Origin of the sequence: Corynebacterium sp. KPL2830 (genome assembly GCF_040225635.1) — a bacterium.
Classification (GTDB): Bacteria; Actinomycetota; Actinomycetes; order Mycobacteriales; family Mycobacteriaceae; genus Corynebacterium.
In genome coordinates, this window is record NZ_JBEHFR010000001.1 from 141,775 (window position 1) to 157,182 (window position 15,408).

At 58.1% G+C, this 15,408-nt stretch carries 14 protein-coding genes, 1 tRNA gene and 1 pseudogene; 8 read left to right on the plus strand and 8 right to left on the minus strand.

What is annotated here, in order from left to right; translation table 11 throughout:
- On the minus strand, nucleotides 1-456 hold the full coding sequence (locus ABRP87_RS00665) for a PaaI family thioesterase (protein WP_239268073.1): 456 nt from the start codon (nucleotides 454-456) through the stop codon (nucleotides 1-3).
- A gap of 59 nt (nucleotides 457-515) precedes the next feature.
- On the opposite strand from ABRP87_RS00665, the gene gnd reads away from it, so the two are divergent.
- Nucleotides 516-1,967, plus strand: a complete 1,452-nt coding sequence (gnd, locus tag ABRP87_RS00670; RefSeq protein ID WP_239268071.1) for an NADP-dependent phosphogluconate dehydrogenase — start codon at nucleotides 516-518, stop codon at nucleotides 1,965-1,967.
- A gap of 62 nt (nucleotides 1,968-2,029) precedes the next feature.
- Here gnd and ABRP87_RS00675 read toward each other — a convergent pair.
- A pseudogene (locus ABRP87_RS00675) lies at nucleotides 2,030-3,559 on the minus strand (SLC13 family permease).
- Nucleotides 3,560-3,785: 226 nt separating this feature from the next.
- Between ABRP87_RS00675 and ABRP87_RS00680 the strand changes: the two are divergent.
- From ABRP87_RS00680 to ABRP87_RS00690, 3 genes are all read left to right on the plus strand, one after another.
- Nucleotides 3,786-5,093, plus strand: a complete 1,308-nt coding sequence (locus ABRP87_RS00680; RefSeq protein WP_239268067.1) for a DEAD/DEAH box helicase — start codon at nucleotides 3,786-3,788, stop codon at nucleotides 5,091-5,093.
- A 67-nt stretch (nucleotides 5,094-5,160) separates the two neighbouring features.
- Nucleotides 5,161-5,973 carry a 3-methyladenine DNA glycosylase gene (locus tag ABRP87_RS00685; protein WP_255716742.1) on the plus strand — a complete coding sequence of 271 codons (813 nt, stop codon included), beginning with the start codon at nucleotides 5,161-5,163 and terminating at the stop codon, nucleotides 5,971-5,973.
- 48 nt (nucleotides 5,974-6,021) lie between these two features.
- Entirely contained in the window at nucleotides 6,022-6,819 is a 798-nt protein-coding gene (locus ABRP87_RS00690) for a vWA domain-containing protein (protein ID WP_349867083.1), read from the plus strand.
- A gap of 61 nt (nucleotides 6,820-6,880) precedes the next feature.
- Here ABRP87_RS00690 and ABRP87_RS00695 read toward each other — a convergent pair whose 3' ends face one another.
- The 5 genes from ABRP87_RS00695 to secA2 form a co-directional block, all read right to left on the minus strand.
- On the minus strand, nucleotides 6,881-7,444 hold the full coding sequence (locus ABRP87_RS00695; protein ID WP_005282882.1) for a MerR family transcriptional regulator: 564 nt from the start codon (nucleotides 7,442-7,444) through the stop codon (nucleotides 6,881-6,883).
- Nucleotides 7,445-7,590: 146 nt separating this feature from the next.
- Nucleotides 7,591-8,184 (minus strand): bifunctional nuclease family protein, encoded by a 594-nt coding sequence (locus tag ABRP87_RS00700; RefSeq protein WP_239268062.1) that lies wholly within the window; start codon nucleotides 8,182-8,184, stop codon nucleotides 7,591-7,593.
- A 38-nt stretch (nucleotides 8,185-8,222) separates the two neighbouring features.
- Nucleotides 8,223-8,969: a transcriptional regulator FtsR gene (gene ftsR, locus ABRP87_RS00705; RefSeq protein ID WP_023030770.1), complete on the minus strand. Its 747-nt coding sequence runs from the start codon at nucleotides 8,967-8,969 to the stop codon at nucleotides 8,223-8,225.
- A gap of 100 nt (nucleotides 8,970-9,069) precedes the next feature.
- Complete coding sequence (odhI, locus tag ABRP87_RS00710; RefSeq protein ID WP_005279257.1) at nucleotides 9,070-9,504, minus strand: oxoglutarate dehydrogenase inhibitor Odhl; 435 nt, start codon at nucleotides 9,502-9,504, stop codon at nucleotides 9,070-9,072.
- 85 nt (nucleotides 9,505-9,589) lie between these two features.
- Entirely contained in the window at nucleotides 9,590-11,881 is a 2,292-nt protein-coding gene (gene secA2 / locus ABRP87_RS00715) for an accessory Sec system translocase SecA2 (protein WP_349867085.1), read from the minus strand.
- Nucleotides 11,882-11,968: 87 nt separating this feature from the next.
- On the opposite strand from secA2, the gene ABRP87_RS00720 reads away from it, so the two are divergent.
- The 3 genes from ABRP87_RS00720 (at nucleotide 11,969) to ABRP87_RS00730 (ending at nucleotide 13,677) form a co-directional block, all read left to right on the plus strand.
- Nucleotides 11,969-13,129: a bifunctional alpha/beta hydrolase/OsmC family protein gene (locus ABRP87_RS00720; RefSeq protein ID WP_349867087.1), complete on the plus strand. Its 1,161-nt coding sequence runs from the start codon at nucleotides 11,969-11,971 to the stop codon at nucleotides 13,127-13,129.
- Nucleotides 13,129-13,527 (plus strand): YchJ family protein, encoded by a 399-nt coding sequence (locus ABRP87_RS00725; protein ID WP_349867089.1) that lies wholly within the window; start codon nucleotides 13,129-13,131, stop codon nucleotides 13,525-13,527. Before ABRP87_RS00720 ends, ABRP87_RS00725 begins: the two co-directional genes overlap by 1 nt.
- Nucleotides 13,528-13,603: 76 nt before the next feature.
- Nucleotides 13,604-13,677 (plus strand) — tRNA-Pro (locus tag ABRP87_RS00730).
- Nucleotides 13,678-13,737: 60 nt separating this feature from the next.
- Here the strand turns inward: ABRP87_RS00730 and ABRP87_RS00735 are convergent.
- Nucleotides 13,738-14,310 (minus strand): cadmium resistance transporter, encoded by a 573-nt coding sequence (locus tag ABRP87_RS00735; RefSeq protein ID WP_349867091.1) that lies wholly within the window; start codon nucleotides 14,308-14,310, stop codon nucleotides 13,738-13,740.
- Nucleotides 14,311-14,406: 96 nt separating this feature from the next.
- Between ABRP87_RS00735 and ABRP87_RS00740 the strand changes: the two genes are divergently transcribed.
- Entirely contained in the window at nucleotides 14,407-15,333 is a 927-nt protein-coding gene (locus ABRP87_RS00740) for an ABC transporter ATP-binding protein (RefSeq protein ID WP_349867093.1), read from the plus strand.
- Nucleotides 15,334-15,408 lie beyond the last annotated feature (75 nt).

The following is a 15,408-nucleotide window of genomic DNA, read 5'->3' on the forward strand; positions in this document are numbered from 1 at the left end:
CTAGCTTCGTTCAGCCAGAATCATGGTGCGCAGCGTGGTGCGTGCAATGAGTGTGTCTCCTTGGCGCATTTCTACGCTCCACACGTGGGTGCGCGTGCCCAATTGAATGGGGGTGGCCACGGCTTCTAGCTCGCCCTCCCCCGTCGCCCTGATGAAGTCCGTGGAATTATTGACCCCCATCGCTGGGGCATCGGCAGCCGCGACGCTGGCAAGGGAGGCCACCGTTTCCGCGATGGTGCAATATAGCCCGCCATTCGCCACGCCCCACGGCTGGTGATGCTGTGGAGTCACGGTAAGGCGCGCGCGGGCCTCGGATGGGCCCACGCGGTCGAAGGTAAGGCCGATGAACTCAGCAAGCCCGCCGTTGACCGAATTTAGTTCCTCCAGCTCTTCCTCGTTGAGCAGGCGCGTGTGCGCGGTATGAAGTAAGTCATTGAGTATCTGGGTATCTGACATAGTCTTTAAGCTTAGCCGCCAGCGCGGCGAAAGCGCGGCGGTGACGTAGGATAGGCACCATGACTGAAAAGAACGAACTCGCGCACATTGGTGTTGTCGGCCTGGCGGTAATGGGCTCTAACCTCGCCCGCAACTTTGCCCGCAATGGCAATACCGTCGCCGTCTATAATCGCAGCCCGGAAAAGACCCACGCCCTCATTGAGGCCCACGGCGACGAAGGAAACTTTATCCCTTCCGAATCCATCGCGGATTTCGTCGCTTCCCTGGAGCGCCCCCGCAAGGCCATCATCATGGTGCAGGCGGGCAAGGCCACCGATGCGGTGATTGATCAGCTTGCCGATGCCATGGATGACGGCGATATCATCATCGATGGCGGCAACGCGCTGTTTACGGATACCATTCGCCGCGAAAAGGAAGTGGGCGAGCGCGGCAAGCACTTCGTAGGCGCGGGCATTTCCGGCGGCGAGGAAGGCGCCTTGAACGGCCCGTCCATCATGCCCGGTGGGCCTGCTGAGTCCTGGGAGACCTTAGGCCCCATCCTGGAGTCCATCGCCGCCGAGGTAGATGGCACCCCGTGCGTGACCCACATCGGCCCGGATGGCGCCGGCCACTTTGTCAAAATGGTCCACAATGGCATCGAGTACGCCGATATGCAGGTCATCGGCGAGGCCTACCAGCTGCTGCGCTACGGCGCGGGCATGGAGCCAGCCGAAATCGCGGAGATCTTCAAAAAGTGGAACTCCGGCGACTTGGATTCTTATCTCATTGAAATCACCGCCGAGGTACTCGCCCAGAAGGATCCGGACACGGGCGTCCCGCTTGTCGATGTCATCTTGGACGCCGCCGGCCAGAAAGGCACCGGCCGCTGGACCGCCATCAACGGCCTCGAATTGGGCGTGCCGATTACCGGCATTGCCGAGTCCGTCTTTGCCCGCGCACTGTCTTCTTCTAGCCAGCAGCGCGCCGCCGCGCAGGAGGGCCAGCTTCCGGCAGGCACGAACGCGGACTTCGACATCGACAAGGATGCCTTCATCGAAGACGTTCGCCGCGCCCTCTATGCCGCCAAGCTCATCGCCTACTCCCAGGGCTTCGATGAGATCAAGGCCGGTTCAGCCGAATTCGGCTGGGATGTCGATCCGCGCGATCTGGCCACCATCTGGCGCGGCGGCTGCATCATCCGCGCCAAGTTCTTAGACCGCATCCGCGAGGCATTTGATAACAACCCAGAGCTTCCCGCCCTCATCCTGGATCCCTACTTCAAGGGTGAGCTGGAAGACCTCATCGAACCGTGGCGCCGCGTCGTCGTCGCGGCAACCCAGATGGGCCTGCCCGCTCCGGTCTTTGCCTCTTCGCTGTCCTACTATGACAGCCTGCGCGCCACGCGCCTGCCCGCCGCCCTAATCCAGGGTCAGCGCGATTTCTTTGGTGCACACACCTTCAAGCGCACCGATAAGCCCGGCACCTTCCACGTCGAGTGGTCCGGCGACCGCAGCCTGACGCAGACGGACTAAGTACTGCAAATAAAGGGCGAGGACCTGCACGGTGCAGGTCCTCCCCTTTTTGATACCTGGATTTAGACCAAGCCCAGCCACGACCAATAGGTGGCAGACAGCAGCAGGATGAGCAGGTACCCGACGATGGTCAGCGGGATACCGGAGCGTAGGAATTGCTTGGTGCTAAAGGCACCGGTGCCATAGGCCAGCATATTCTGCGGCGCCGAGACGGGCAGCAAGAATCCGAAGCAGATGACGAACTGCTGGATGACTACGAAGCCGATGCCGCCGTTGGGCACATCCAGCGTGGAGGCCAAGGCAATAAAGACCGGGATGAGCGCGGAGGCCAGCGACGTAGCCGAGGCAAAGCCCAAGTGGATGAGGATATTAAATAGCGATACTAGTGCAATCGTTGCCAGAATCGGCAGCGAGTCCAAGCCCATCAGTCCAAAGGTCTTTTCTGAAAGCCACGTTGCGGCGCCCGTATCCAGCAGGAACGAGCCGAGGGAAATGCCGATGGCAAAGACGATGAGGGTACCCCAGCTCACGGACTTTTGCGCCTCTGGCCAGGTAAATACGCCGATCTTGGGCAGCAGCATCAAGGCGACGGCCACCGCGGTAATGACGGCCGAGCTAATCGGGTGCAGTAGTCCCTCCGTGGCCCAGAAAAAGAGCAGGAGGAGGGAAAACCCGATTAGCCTTTTCTCTTCGGGCGAGGTGGGCCCGAGGTCCTCTAGCTGCTTGGCGATGAGCTCCTTTCCTCCCTCAATGCGTTCCGTTTCCGGTTTGATGACGGCGCGCATGATGAAGTACAGCGCGATGGACATCAAGATGGATCAGGGCGCGGCCCAAATAAACCACTGCCCCCAGGAGACCGACTGCCCCATTTGATCCTCAATAAATCCCACCGCCACGAGGTTTTGGGCGGCGGCGGTTTTAATGCCTACGTTCCAGATTGAGACGGCCTGCGCTGCGGTAATGACGAGTAGGGCGCCCAGCTTCGACTCATAAGATAGGCCGAAAGCGGCCACCATACCGAGCAAGATGGGTACCACGGCGCCCGCACGCGCGGTGGCAGAGGGAACGAAGAAGGCCAAGATGATGGCGATCGCGATGGCGCCGATAACGATGTGGGAGGTCTTCTCCCCCGCGATCTTCAGCACGTACAGGGCAATCCGTTTGTGCAGCCCCGTTGCCTGCATCGCTCCGGCCAAGATCAGCGCCGCGGCCACAAGCGCTACCGCAGACGAGGAAAAGCCAGCCATCGCGACCTTGAGGGCGTTGGAGGTGCCGTAGATGCCATCGGATTCTGGATCCGGCCCGAGGCCCAACAACAGGGAGATAAGGCCGACGATCAGCAAGGCGCTCACAGGATAGCTCACGGCCTCGGTCACCCACATGATCACCGCGAATGCCAGCATGCCTAGGGCCACTTTGGCGGGCCAGTCGAGCCCCGGAATCGGGATAAGTAAGACGGCCGCTAAGGCCACGAAGGCCAGCGCGAACCACAAGGCGTCAAGGTGAAACCTCTCCTTCTTCGTGGGCTCTGATGAATCCTGCGGCGAGGGGTCGGCAGAAGAACTGGCCGTGGATGCTTGTGCTTGAGCCATGGGAGGACTCCTTAACAGTTCGGTGTGCCCCTGGAAGGGGCCGGTGAGTGGAGGAATAAATCTTGCGTGCTTCCCAGCACCACCTTCCACGTTAGGTAATAACCAGTGAAATACCTAAAGCAGAGCCCTATTTTTGCTATGGCATTTCTCACTTGTTCCGTCGCCCGCCAATCGTGCGCTGTCCGATGCGGGGTTTTGCGCACCCACCAGTTAGAATTGCCCAACGATGACTACTTTTGCCGAACTCGGCTTACCTCAGCGCGTGGTTCACGTTTTACATGACCAAGGGATCACGGAAGCATTTCCCATCCAAGCCGCAGCGATCCCGGATGTACTCGCGGGCAAAGACGTACTTGGCCGCGGTCCTACCGGTTCCGGAAAGACCTTTACCTTCGGGCTTCCCACGCTGGCCCGATTGGCTGGCTCGGGTGCCTCGACCCCGGGACAGCCCCGAGCAGTAGTTCTCGCCCCCACCCGCGAGTTAGCGACGCAGATCCAGCAACGCCTCGATGAACCCGCCGCCGCATTAGGGCTGCGAGTCCTCGCGGTGGTCGGCGGCGTCAATATCAACCACCACATCCGCTCTCTTGCGCGTCCAGTGGATCTCTTGGTCGCCACACCTGGTCGCGCCCAGGATCTCATCGCCCAAGGCAAGCTGTCATTCGACAAGGTACAGATCACCACTTTGGACGAGGCGGACCAGATGGCCGATATGGGGTTTCTTCCCCAGGTGCGCAAGCTTTTAAACTACACCCCGCCCACCGGTCAGCGGCTGCTTTTCTCTGCGACCCTTGATGGGGACGTTAATAAGCTCGTCGAGCAATTCCTGCACGATCCAGTGGTCCACTCCACCGCTCCAGTCGCAGCAGCGGTGGAATCGATGTCGCACCACCTGTTTTTCGTGGGCGATCGCCCTGCGCGCAACGAGGTGGTAATGCGCATCGCCGCGCGCGCGGGCAAGACCATCATGTTTATGCGTACCAAGCACGGCGTGGATAGGCAGGTGAAAAAGCTAAGGCGCGTCGGCATCAACGCCTATCCACTGCACGGAGATAAGGGTCAGGGCGCGCGCACCCGCGCCATTTCTGGCTTTGCCGATGGCTCCATTCCAGTCCTCGTTGCCACCGATATTGCGGCCCGCGGCATCGATATTGCAGACGTTTCTCTCGTCGTCCACGTGGATCCTCCGGCAGAACACAAGGCCTACCTGCACCGCGCCGGACGAACGGCGCGCGGCGGCGCAACAGGCACGGTGGTTACCCTGGTCACCGACGAACAGCGCTCAGAAGTAGCTGCACTCATCAAAAAGGCCGGTGTGAGCGCTACCGAACACGATATTTCTCACCGCGATAACCCCGCCGGCGCGCCCGAGCTGCGCACGGTCACCGGCGCCCGCAAGCCGCACGGACCGGCCCTTCCACCACCGGGTCAAGACGGTTCTCATGGCTCGGACCAGCAACAAAAGAAACAACCCCCACGCCAACAGAAGCGGCAGGTTGGTGGAGCCAGGAGGGGTAAGGGGCGGCGTCGCTAAGCGCTAGCGCAACAGAAAGGAGGATTCGCGCGTGCAGGTTTTATCTACCGCTGATTGGACAGCCCGCATGAATGAGCACGAGCGGCGGGCGGCTGACCGCTTGGAAAGGTTTCGCCATCCGGGCAGCTATCACCCCGTGTTTGATTTTCTCTTTGAGTACTACCCTGTCCGCCCGTCGCATCTAAAGCGCTGGCATCCGGGCATCGACACGGCGCTCGAGGGTGACGCGCCGCAGGCTAGCTGGCGCGATTACCACGAGACTGCGGACGGCATCACCGTGGACGTGGAGTCCTACATGCAACGCCGCGGCAGTTCCGTTGACTATATTTTGGATCTGCTGCGGCGCTCTTCCACCAACCCGGTGCACTTTGATTGCTTTGGCCTGCATGAATGGGCGATGGTTTACCACACCGATTCCCCGCGCCACGATCTCCCGCTGCGCTTGGGCGCAGAAGGAACCAACCGCGTCGTTGATACTCACTCCCTTAAGTGCTCGCATTATGATGCGTTCCGTTTCTTTACCCCGCCAGCGCGTCCGCTCAACTTGACGGTGCTCAATCGTGAGGATCAACCGGCCAACGACCAGGCAGCCTGCGTGCACGTGACCATGGATCTTTATAAATGGGCGTGGAAGCTCGGTCCCTTGGTCCCAGGAGATCTCTTCCTCGATTGCCTGGACCTGGCTATCGATGCCCGCATCCTTGACATGGAGGCCTCTCCGTACGATTGCCGTAATTGGGGCCTTGGGGTAGTTCCTATTGAAACACCAGAGGGTAAGGCGACGTATGTCAATCGTCAACGAGGCCTAGCGCAGCGGGCGCAACCGCTGCGTGAGCGGCTTGTCGCAGTAATGGAAAGGGCTTATTGCCAGTTACACTAGATTAAACGCATCATGCGCTGGCTCGGGAGTTTTGGAGAAAGGCACTATATGGCACGGCACTCAAACGGGGAAAACAGATTCGCACTAGCCGGCTGGGTTATCGCGGTCACCATCATCGCAATCATTGCCGTCATCACACCATTGATTTTTCTGTTGCGCGCTGGGGATGACTCTGGAGAGCCTACAGCCGCAGAAACCGCGTCCCAATCCCCCGTGGAAAGCAGCCCAGGAAACTCCTCGTCCGCTCCTGGGGAGTCGGACGACGGCGAAGAGGGCAAAGAGGCTTCCTCCTCCACCGTGGACATGGCACCCAATACTCTCCTCCTCGTTGATACTTCTGCGAATATGACCGCGATGTTTGATGCAACGCAACAGGCGCTATCTGGCACTGCGGAAAAATTGAGTGACAACAATAGTCAGGTAGCCTTGTGGAACTATTCTTCTCCCATTTCGGAGGCCGCGGTGGTAGGCTACCGCGATAACCTCGGATTCGGCGATGGCTCTGCGGTTCCGGATACGCTCGCAGCACTCGGCACCGGTGGTGTGCCGCAATCGCGCAGCGCTACAATCGCCGCACTGAATACCGCAGCGGATCAAGCCGCTGACACCAACCGAAAGACACGGGTCGTCCTCGTTACGACCGGTACTGAGCTCGACATAGACGATGCCCAGTTTGCAGCCTCCCTTGACGGTGCCAAGTCAGACAACGTAGAGCTATCCGTTGTCCACGTGGGCCCAGGGGAAGTCGATGAACAGCTAAAGGACGCTGCTGACAACTTCACTAGTGTCGATGCGGGTACGCAAAAGGACCTCAACGCTGCGATGGATAAGGCCGCTGGGGTTTAAACAAAAAGTTCTCCCTCCACCCCCGTGAGCTGGGGTCTGGAGGGAGAACTTTTAAGCAGGCTTAGGAGCTCTTGCGATTGCGGCGAGCGGCAAGCTCATCGAGGCCAACCACATTGTCATCGGGCAATTCCTCGATGCGCTCTGCGGGGAAGGACGTAATCGTGCCGGACAGTTCCTTCAAGATTCCCGGTACGGCGATGCCGAAGACACCCTGACCGCCGGCGAGAAGGTCAATGACCTCATCATTGGAGCGGCACTCGTACACGGTGGTGCCATCAGAGACGAGGGTGAGTTCAGCCAGATCGTTAACGCCGCGGTCATGCAAAGATTCCACGGCTAAGCGGATATTCTGCAGGGAAATACCGGTATCGAGCAAGCGCTTGACAATCTTGAGGACCAAGACGTCCTTGAAAGAATAGAGGCGCTGCGAACCCGAGCCGCGTGCGGTGCGAATGGAGGGGTTGACCAAGTTGGTGCGTGCCCAGTAGTCCAACTGGCGGTAGGTGATGCCAGCAACTTGGCAGGCGATGGGCACGCGGTACCCCACTTCTTCGTCCGGTCCCACATCAAAGAGGGATTCTTGGACGTACTGGGACTCGGACTGAGTGTCCTCGGTGATGCTCACGTAATTACTCCAATGGGGTTTGTTGGAAGCTCTAAAGATCAATTAAATGCCAAGCGCACACCCCCGTCAAGCGGTGCTTGCTTAACCTTCGAGTACAACTTTAGACTTTAAAAACCACATTGTCACCATTAGTCACACGCGTGTCATTAATTTTTTCCGTCTTCTTCCCCCGTGTGGAAATCGGATTCATCCATGCCAAGGCTGCGCATCATCTCTTCAAAATCGGCATCGGCCTGCGCGTTTCCAGATGCAGAGGTGCTTTCCTCAGCAGAGGAAGCATCGCTATCTCGCCCGTCCTGGGTGGGGGTAGGAAGTTCAAGGTCGAAGTATTCCTTGATGTCCTCCTCGCTGGCGAAAACGGATACCTGCGCCAAAAGCGCAGACTCTGCAAGAATGGGTACCTTAAAGTGGTCAGCTACCGCCAAGGCATCACTTACACGAGCATCAAAAACCTCGCCTTGCGCGGTCTGAATATCCACCATGAATGTGCCTTGATGGTGGTTAACAATCTCGATGGCCTCGACGCCACCTGCAGCCTCCAAGACCTCACAGAGAAGATCGTGAGTCGTGGGGCGGTTCGGGCGCTGGTCAGCAAAAACTGCTGCCAATTGGATTCCGTCTACGGCGGAGAGCCAGATGGGAATGAGGCGATTTTCTTCGGGCCAACGCAGCAGTGCGCAGACATCATCTTCTGGCCCAAGCTGGTGAATGCCGTGAAATTCAAGGGTTACATCACTCATAGCTATTACTCTCCCACACGGGAGGCGGCCATGGTGAGTTAGGCGTTAAATTCGTGGCGCAAATCCGTCTTAACCAAGGTGGCATGCAAAGAAACCACTAGCGCCGTCATCTGCTGGGATAGTTCTTCTGCCTGCTGGTGCGCGGTATCGGAATTCGAGTGCGCCACGGGGGCTGCGACCTGGGAGATTAAATCCGCCTGGCGGCGGGCGCTATTGCGCAGGGACTTCAGCTGGCTAGCGCTAAACCCGAAAGCCTGCAACGCCACTGCGGCGGAGGCAATGGCCACGTCGTCGGTATTGAAAAAGCCCGCGGCATCCGGCTTAATCAGTTTATCTTTGATAAAGGTGGCAATATCCGCCTCGGATGCGCCGGCTTGCTCTGCGACCTCGGCATCGGTCAGGCGCGTTACCGCGGGAGCCTTGAACTGTTGCGGGGAAAGCAAGGTCTCTGCATTGCCAGCAGAAACAATGGCGGTAACCTGGCCGGAATCCATTGCTTCCAGCTGCTCGCGGATGACCTTGAGCGGGGTGTAGTTATCCCGCTGGGTGGTCAAGATGTAGCGCAGCCTATCCACGTCTTCCTGCGTGAACCGGCGGTAGCCGGAGGCAGTGCGCTGGGGAGAAATCAGCCCCTCTGATTCGAGGAAGCGGATTTTGGACACAGTGACATCAGGAAATTGCTGATTCAGCGTTTCTAAGACCACGCCAATGGACATGGTCTTAGCCTTCTTCGTGTTCGGACTCTTGCGGCGAGCTGATGCCGCCGCGGATTCTGCTGCGCTCACTGTGTCTATCTCTTTACAGGTGTCTCAGTAGTCGTTGGATATAAAAATGAGACTAAACCGCTTTAACCGAGTCCGGCAAAACGGTTTGTCTGCTGCAGTTTTAGTCCTGCTTGGTGATGAAGACGAGGCGGAATTTACCGATCTGAATCTCATCTCCAACCTCGAGCGCCTGCGAATTGCGTGGCTCGCGGTTGACGTAGGTACCGTTCAGGGATCCCACGTCTACTACCTCGAATTGGCCGTCATCATTCTTGCGGAATTCAGCGTGGCGGCGGGAAACGGTGACATCATCCAGGAAGATATCTGCCTCCGGGTGGCGCCCTGCCGTGGTGGTGTCCTGATCAAGCAAGAAGCGGGCACCGGCGTTGGAGCCGCGCTTGACGACGAGCAACGCCTGGCCATCTTCCAGGTTTTCCGTACCTACCGCAGAGGTATCGGTTCCCTTGGTGCCATTTTCCATTTCCTTGAGCAGGTCAGCGCGGAATACAGAGGTGGTCTCCACCTGTGGTTCCGGGGTTCCGGTGTTCTCGCTCATTGTTACCTCCGGGGATTAGTTTTGAGTTACTTCTACCAATAATAGCGACTCTTCCGAGTCTGTGATCTCTCAGTGGGCAATTATTTCACCGGAAAATGTTTCCGATGCCGCTCAACACGGAATTTCCCTGCCCCGCAAGGGGGTTATCAGAGACCATATAGGTCCACGTTGCGCTTGGACGGTTCAACCCAGAGTCTGCAAGGTGTGCCCCCTCGGCGTCAATAGGCACTTGTTTGAAGGTCTCTACGGCCTGATCCACCGCCCGCTGCGCCAAGTCCTTAAACTCGCGCACCGCGATGCGGTGATATTCGTCGATTGGGGTCTCGCGCGCAATGGCGCGCAGGTGGATGGATTCGCGCACATCATCGAGCAGCTCGAGGTGATCAGCCCAGCCCATGTCGAGGTGATACAGCATGATCTCCCGCGCCGCCTGAATTCGTACAGCCTCCGGGAGATCCGCAAGCTCGTTGGCCCGCTCTGGGGCGCGCTCAGCTAGTTCCTGCCATGCTTGGTCTGTATCCAATAGCGCTGCACGGCGCTTATCGATGATGATGCGCTGGTCCGCCAAGAGCTGGTTATACTTCCAGGTTTGGGCGTGAATTTCTAGCAATTGGCCCTCTGTTACCCGCTGGCAATGGGCTACAAAGTCCTGCACCCGTTTGGATTCGATGAGCCCGCCAGGGCCAGGTTGCGCGCTGACCTTTTCCCCAGCACCGCCTTGTTGCACCACATCATCTTCCAGGGAGACGAAAAATAGGGCCAGGCCTGGGTCTCCTTGGCGCCCCGCACGCCCGCGAAGCTGATTATCGAGCCGCGCGGTGCGGTGCCTAGAGGTTCCGATTACGGCAAGGCCGCCGCGCTCGGCCACCTCATCGTGGTCGGCCTCATCGGCGCCGCCGAGCTTGATATCGGTACCGCGGCCGGCCATTTGTGTGGAGACAGTTACCCGTCCAATATCACCAGCTTCGGCGACAATCTGTGCTTCTTCGCGGTCATTTTTGGCGTTAAGCACGTTGACTTCGATATCGCGATCGCGCAAGGCTTCCGCCAAATTTTCTGATTCCGCAACATCCTGGGTTCCCACAAGCACTGGTTGACCGGCCTCGTGCAGGCGGGCAATTTCTTCTACGATTGCCACCGACTTTTCTCCTATGGTGGCAAAAATCCGATCCTGCTCATCAAAGCGTTGCAGTGGCTTATTCCGGTCAATAACAGAAACGTGCAGGTCATAAAACTGCCGCAGCTGGTCGGTGGCTTCTACCGCAGTGCCTGTCATTCCGCAGACCAGCGGGTACCGGCGCATGAGTTCTTGCAGGGTAATCGTATCGAGGATGCGACCGCCCTCAGAGACTTCCAGGCCCTCTTTGGCCTCTACCGCTGCCTGCAGCCCGTCGGGCCAGCGTTGTAGATCGGCGACGCGGCCCCGGGAGGCATCGATTAGCTGCAGCTTGCCATCCACCACGATGTAATGAATATCGCGGATCAACAGCGCCTTTGCGTGCAGCGCCAAGTTGACCTTCACGAGGACGGTGCCGATATTGTCCTCGGAATAAAGAGAATCGATGCCGAGCTCGCGCTCCACGCGTGCGGAGCCGACATCGGTAAGCTGCACCGTGCGCCCATCATCCGAGATAACGTACTCGTGGTTCTCCCGCAGGCGGGAGACCACATTGGTAATTTGCCCCGTGGGCGCCTCACCGGGGCGATTTCCGGCGAGCACCAGCGGCACGAGGGCCTCGTCCACCAAGACAGAATCGGCCTCGTCTACCAAGGCGACATCGCCAGGAGCCTGCACCGTCTGTGCACGTTCGGTGATCTGATTATCGCGCAACAGGTCAAACCCCAATTCATTGACCGGGGCATAAATAATATTCTGCGCATAGGCCACGCGGCGCTCATCCGCGCTCATACCCTCAGTCACGGAGGCTACCTGCAGCCCAAAAAATTCCACGACAGGCCGCATCCATTCAGCATCGCGGCTGGCCAGATAGTCATTGACCGTCACGACGTGGACCCGCTTCCCAGTCAGCGCGAAACCCGTTGCGGCCATCGCACCGACAAGCGTCTTGCCCTCACCGGTAGCCATTTGAATGACATCGCCGGTAAGCAGTCGCAGTACCGCCTGCGATTGCACGGTGAATGGGTGCAGGCCCAGGGTGCGTTCACACGCTACGGCAAGGGCACCCAGGAATTGGGCCTTGTCAGCGACCTCGCCGCCTCGCACCGCATCGCGGGCGGCTTGGGCCACTGCAGCATCGTCGCTGTGTGCGAATTGCTGCGCGGCGGAGCGAGCTTCATCCACGACGGCCTTGGATTTCTTATCGTTTCGCTCGCTTTGCGAGCCCATCGCTTTCCAGAACCAATCGAATGCTCCCACGACAATTCCTCCTTTAGGGGCTGGCTGCCTACGACTCTAGTCAACCTCATCTGGCTTGGAACTTATGGGGCCGTTATTGTAGGTGCCATGCAATCCGTCAATGTTAAGCTGCCGTCCAGCCGAGGAACCGAGATGGCAGGAACCATCGACTTTCCTGATGCTCCCCCTCTCGCCTTCGCCGTCTTCGCGCATTGCTTTGCCGGCTCGCGCCATACACCTGGCGCGGCCCGCACCTCGAAGCAATTAACGGAATTCGGCATCGCCACGTTGCGCTTTGATTTTCCCGGCCTGGGACAATCAGAAGGCGAATTTGCGGACACCACGTTTAACCAAAACGTCGACGATGTCCGCGCCGCAGCCGACTGGTTGGAAGCGCATTACTCCGCACCACAATTGCTCATTGGCCATTCCCTTGGCGGCGCGGCGGTGCTCAAGGCCGCTACGGCAATGAAAAAGATTAGGGCCGTAGCCACCATTGGCGCCCCCTTCGATCCGGCGCACTCCGTGCTGCACTACGCGGATAAGATCGGCGAGGCAGACGCTAATGGCGAGGTCGAGGTCGTTCTGGGAGGCAGGGCGCTGACGATTTCGCGCAAATTCTTGGAGGATTTGGCGGAAACGAACCCGGAGGAATACCTGCCGCGGTTGCGCAAGCCCCTATTATCCCTGCACTCTCCTATCGACCAAACGGTGGGCATCGACAATGCGCAAAATATCTTCCGCATGACCCGCTACCCCAAATCCCTTGTCTCGCTGGATAAGGCCGATCACTTGCTCACCAAGCAGGGAACGGCGGCCCGCGCCGCTGATCTGATTGGTGCGTGGTCCCGCCAGTTTATCGTCCCAGACTATGAACCCGCAGAGGTAGGCACGGATGCCGCCGTTGCCCGCCCAGCTACCGGCACCAAATTTGGCGTTGTGGTGCGCCACAATGACCACTCCGTTTCCGCAGACCGCACCAAAAAGGAGGGCGGCAAGGGCAAGGGCTTTACTGCAACGGGCCTGCTCATGTCGGCCCTGGCCGCCGCCTCCACCCAGGCCATCAAGGAGTCTGGCAAGAAGCTTGCGCTTGACGATGTCCACGTGACCATCGCCCAAACCGGTACTACCTCCTTCGAGCGTCGCATCGAGCTAGAAGGCTCCTTGAGCGATGCCGATATCGATGTACTGCGCGCGGCCGCGCGCGATACCGACATTGATCGCATGGTCGCCGGCGCCACCATCACCGATATCGTGGTTGCCAACTAATGGTGGCCTTGCACCCCATCGCCGATTCCCGCCGCTGCCCCTGTACGAGTGGGCTGAGCTTTGGCGAATGCTGCGGCAAGTACCACGCCGGCGCCAAAGCCCCTACGGCCGAAGCCCTGATGCGGTCGCGGTTTAGCGCATTCGTCAGTGGCGATGAGGACTATCTTCTGCGCACCTGGGATCCGGTGACTCGGCCCAGCTCATTGGACTTGGCTGACTCCCCCATTCGTTTCTACCGCCTCGATATCCTCGATACCGAGGCCGGTGTCCTTGTAGACGATAAGGGAATTGTGGAATTTGAGGCGTTCTACAAGGGCGAGGCAGTCGGCTCCCAGCGGGAGCGATCGTCTTTCCGGCGCTTAAATGGCGCATGGGTGTATTCCACCGGCGAGATTTAATGCAGGTCACGGGCTAGATTTCACTGTGGAATTATCCTGATGTAATCTAGGGCAGTCGCGAAAAACAAAGCGACGCCGGGCTATGGCGCAGTTTGGTAGCGCACTACACTGGGGGTGTAGGGGTCGCAGGTTCAAATCCTGTTAGCCCGACAAATTATCCCACGGCCAAGGATTTATTTCCGCCGCCGTGGGATTTTCTGCATTCCTCGCCTACACCGCAAATAGGATGGCGAGACCCAACAGGATAAGCACCGTGGGGAATAAAACGCTCTCCCATTTCTCTAGTGCTTCTGCCACCGCTGGCCGTGTTGCCACGAATTTCGCCGCCGCTACTAAGCCGGCGACCAAAACGAGGAATACAGCACAATACGCCACGATCTCTGCGGTAGTAGAAGTGGTAAATACCGGTAAGTACACACCGATATTATCGCCGCCATTGGCAAAGGTGACCCCGGCAACGGCAGCGATGCTGAGCTTCTTGCCGGAAACATCCTCATCATCCTCTTCCCCGTGAAAGGCCTCCCAGGCTGCCCAGAGGCCAATGCCCAGGGGAATAAGCCCGAAAAAGCGTATCCAGTCTTCCGGAAAAATGGCGCTAAGCCCTAGACCAAGTGCCACGGAGACTGCAAGGATCCCTAAAAATCCCAGATACTGCCCCAAAAGAATGGCTTTGGTCGTGCCTTTCCTGCCAGCGCCCCGGGCAAAGAACAGCGAGAGAACAACGATATCGTCGATATTGGTGACGATAAATAAGACGATTGCGGATGCGAGAGTAGTAATCACATAATCAGCTTAACGTATCCACCGATGACAATTGTCATGGCAACTTCGTGACACGATCCCTGCTATTAAAAGCGCAAACGTAGTTAAGTGCAAGACATGAAAACTACACGTATCCCTAACTCAGGTTCCTCAACAGCGATTGAGGTACGTGATGTAGAAAAAGTCTTTGCAGCGAATTCCTCGCATTCAGTGCGAGCACTTAATGACGTATCAGTCTCCATCGCCCCCGGAGAAATCATAGCGTTGCTAGGTACCAACGGCGCTGGAAAGTCCACACTCATTGACCTCATCTTGGGCCTTACCGAACCATCTTCCGGCACTGTCGCAGTCCTAGGCAAAAGCCCCCAGGAAGCGATCAACAACGCACAGCTAGCAGCGGTACTTCAATCCGGAAGTCTTCTCCCTGACCTCACCGTAAGCGATACCTTAAAGATGATTTCCGCTACCTTTGCCCAGCCCCTAGACATTGGCGAGGTCGCACATCATACCAACTTAGAACCGATATTGTCTCGACGAGTGGGCAAGTGCTCCGGCGGCGAGCAACAACGTCTTCGTTTCGCGCTTGCGCTCCTGGGTGACCCGCAGATACTCATCCTTGACGAACCGACTGCCGGTATGGATCCGGGCGCTCGCCGGGATTTTTGGGCGTCCATGCAGCACCAGGCTGAACTCGGGCGCACCATCTTTTTCGCGACACACTATCTCGAAGAAGCAGATAATTTTGCTGAAAGGATAGTGCTTTTGCACAAAGGGGAAGTTGTGGCCGATGACAAGGTAATTGACATACGCAGCCGCGGCGAGGTCCGAAGAATTACGGCCCAATTTGACGGCAGTATTCCTCCAATGAGTGCGCTACCCGGCGTTACCGAAGTCACCCACACTGGAGATCACGTCCATATGACTACCTCAGATTCGGATTCACTGGCACGACATCTTCTTAACCATACAGGTGCTTATGACCTCACCATTAGCGCTCATAGTCTGGAAAATACTTTCCTCGCGCTCACCGATGAGCACAGCTAACCCGTTTCTCCTCCCGCCAGCCCCCAAACGAAAGATTCCAACCATGTCTAATAGTTCCACCGCGCTTGCGTTTAG

What these genes read in the sequence shown, in the direction of transcription:
- ABRP87_RS00665 (WP_239268073.1), bottom strand. Translation starts at nt 456, where the DNA reads ATGTCAGATACCCAGATACTCAATGACTTACTTCATACCGCGCACACG.
- gnd (WP_239268071.1), top strand. Translation starts at nt 516, where the DNA reads ATGACTGAAAAGAACGAACTCGCGCACATTGGTGTTGTCGGCCTGGCG.
- ABRP87_RS00680 (WP_239268067.1), top strand. Translation starts at nt 3,786, where the DNA reads ATGACTACTTTTGCCGAACTCGGCTTACCTCAGCGCGTGGTTCACGTT.
- ABRP87_RS00685 (WP_255716742.1), top strand. Translation starts at nt 5,161, where the DNA reads ATGAATGAGCACGAGCGGCGGGCGGCTGACCGCTTGGAAAGGTTTCGC.
- ABRP87_RS00690 (WP_349867083.1), top strand. Translation starts at nt 6,022, where the DNA reads ATGGCACGGCACTCAAACGGGGAAAACAGATTCGCACTAGCCGGCTGG.
- ABRP87_RS00700 (WP_239268062.1), bottom strand. Translation starts at nt 8,184, where the DNA reads ATGAGTGATGTAACCCTTGAATTTCACGGCATTCACCAGCTTGGGCCA.
- odhI (WP_005279257.1), bottom strand. Translation starts at nt 9,504, where the DNA reads ATGAGCGAGAACACCGGAACCCCGGAACCACAGGTGGAGACCACCTCT.
- ABRP87_RS00720 (WP_349867087.1), top strand. Translation starts at nt 11,969, where the DNA reads ATGCAATCCGTCAATGTTAAGCTGCCGTCCAGCCGAGGAACCGAGATG.
- ABRP87_RS00725 (WP_349867089.1), top strand. Translation starts at nt 13,129, where the DNA reads ATGGTGGCCTTGCACCCCATCGCCGATTCCCGCCGCTGCCCCTGTACG.
- ABRP87_RS00740 (WP_349867093.1), top strand. Translation starts at nt 14,407, where the DNA reads ATGAAAACTACACGTATCCCTAACTCAGGTTCCTCAACAGCGATTGAG.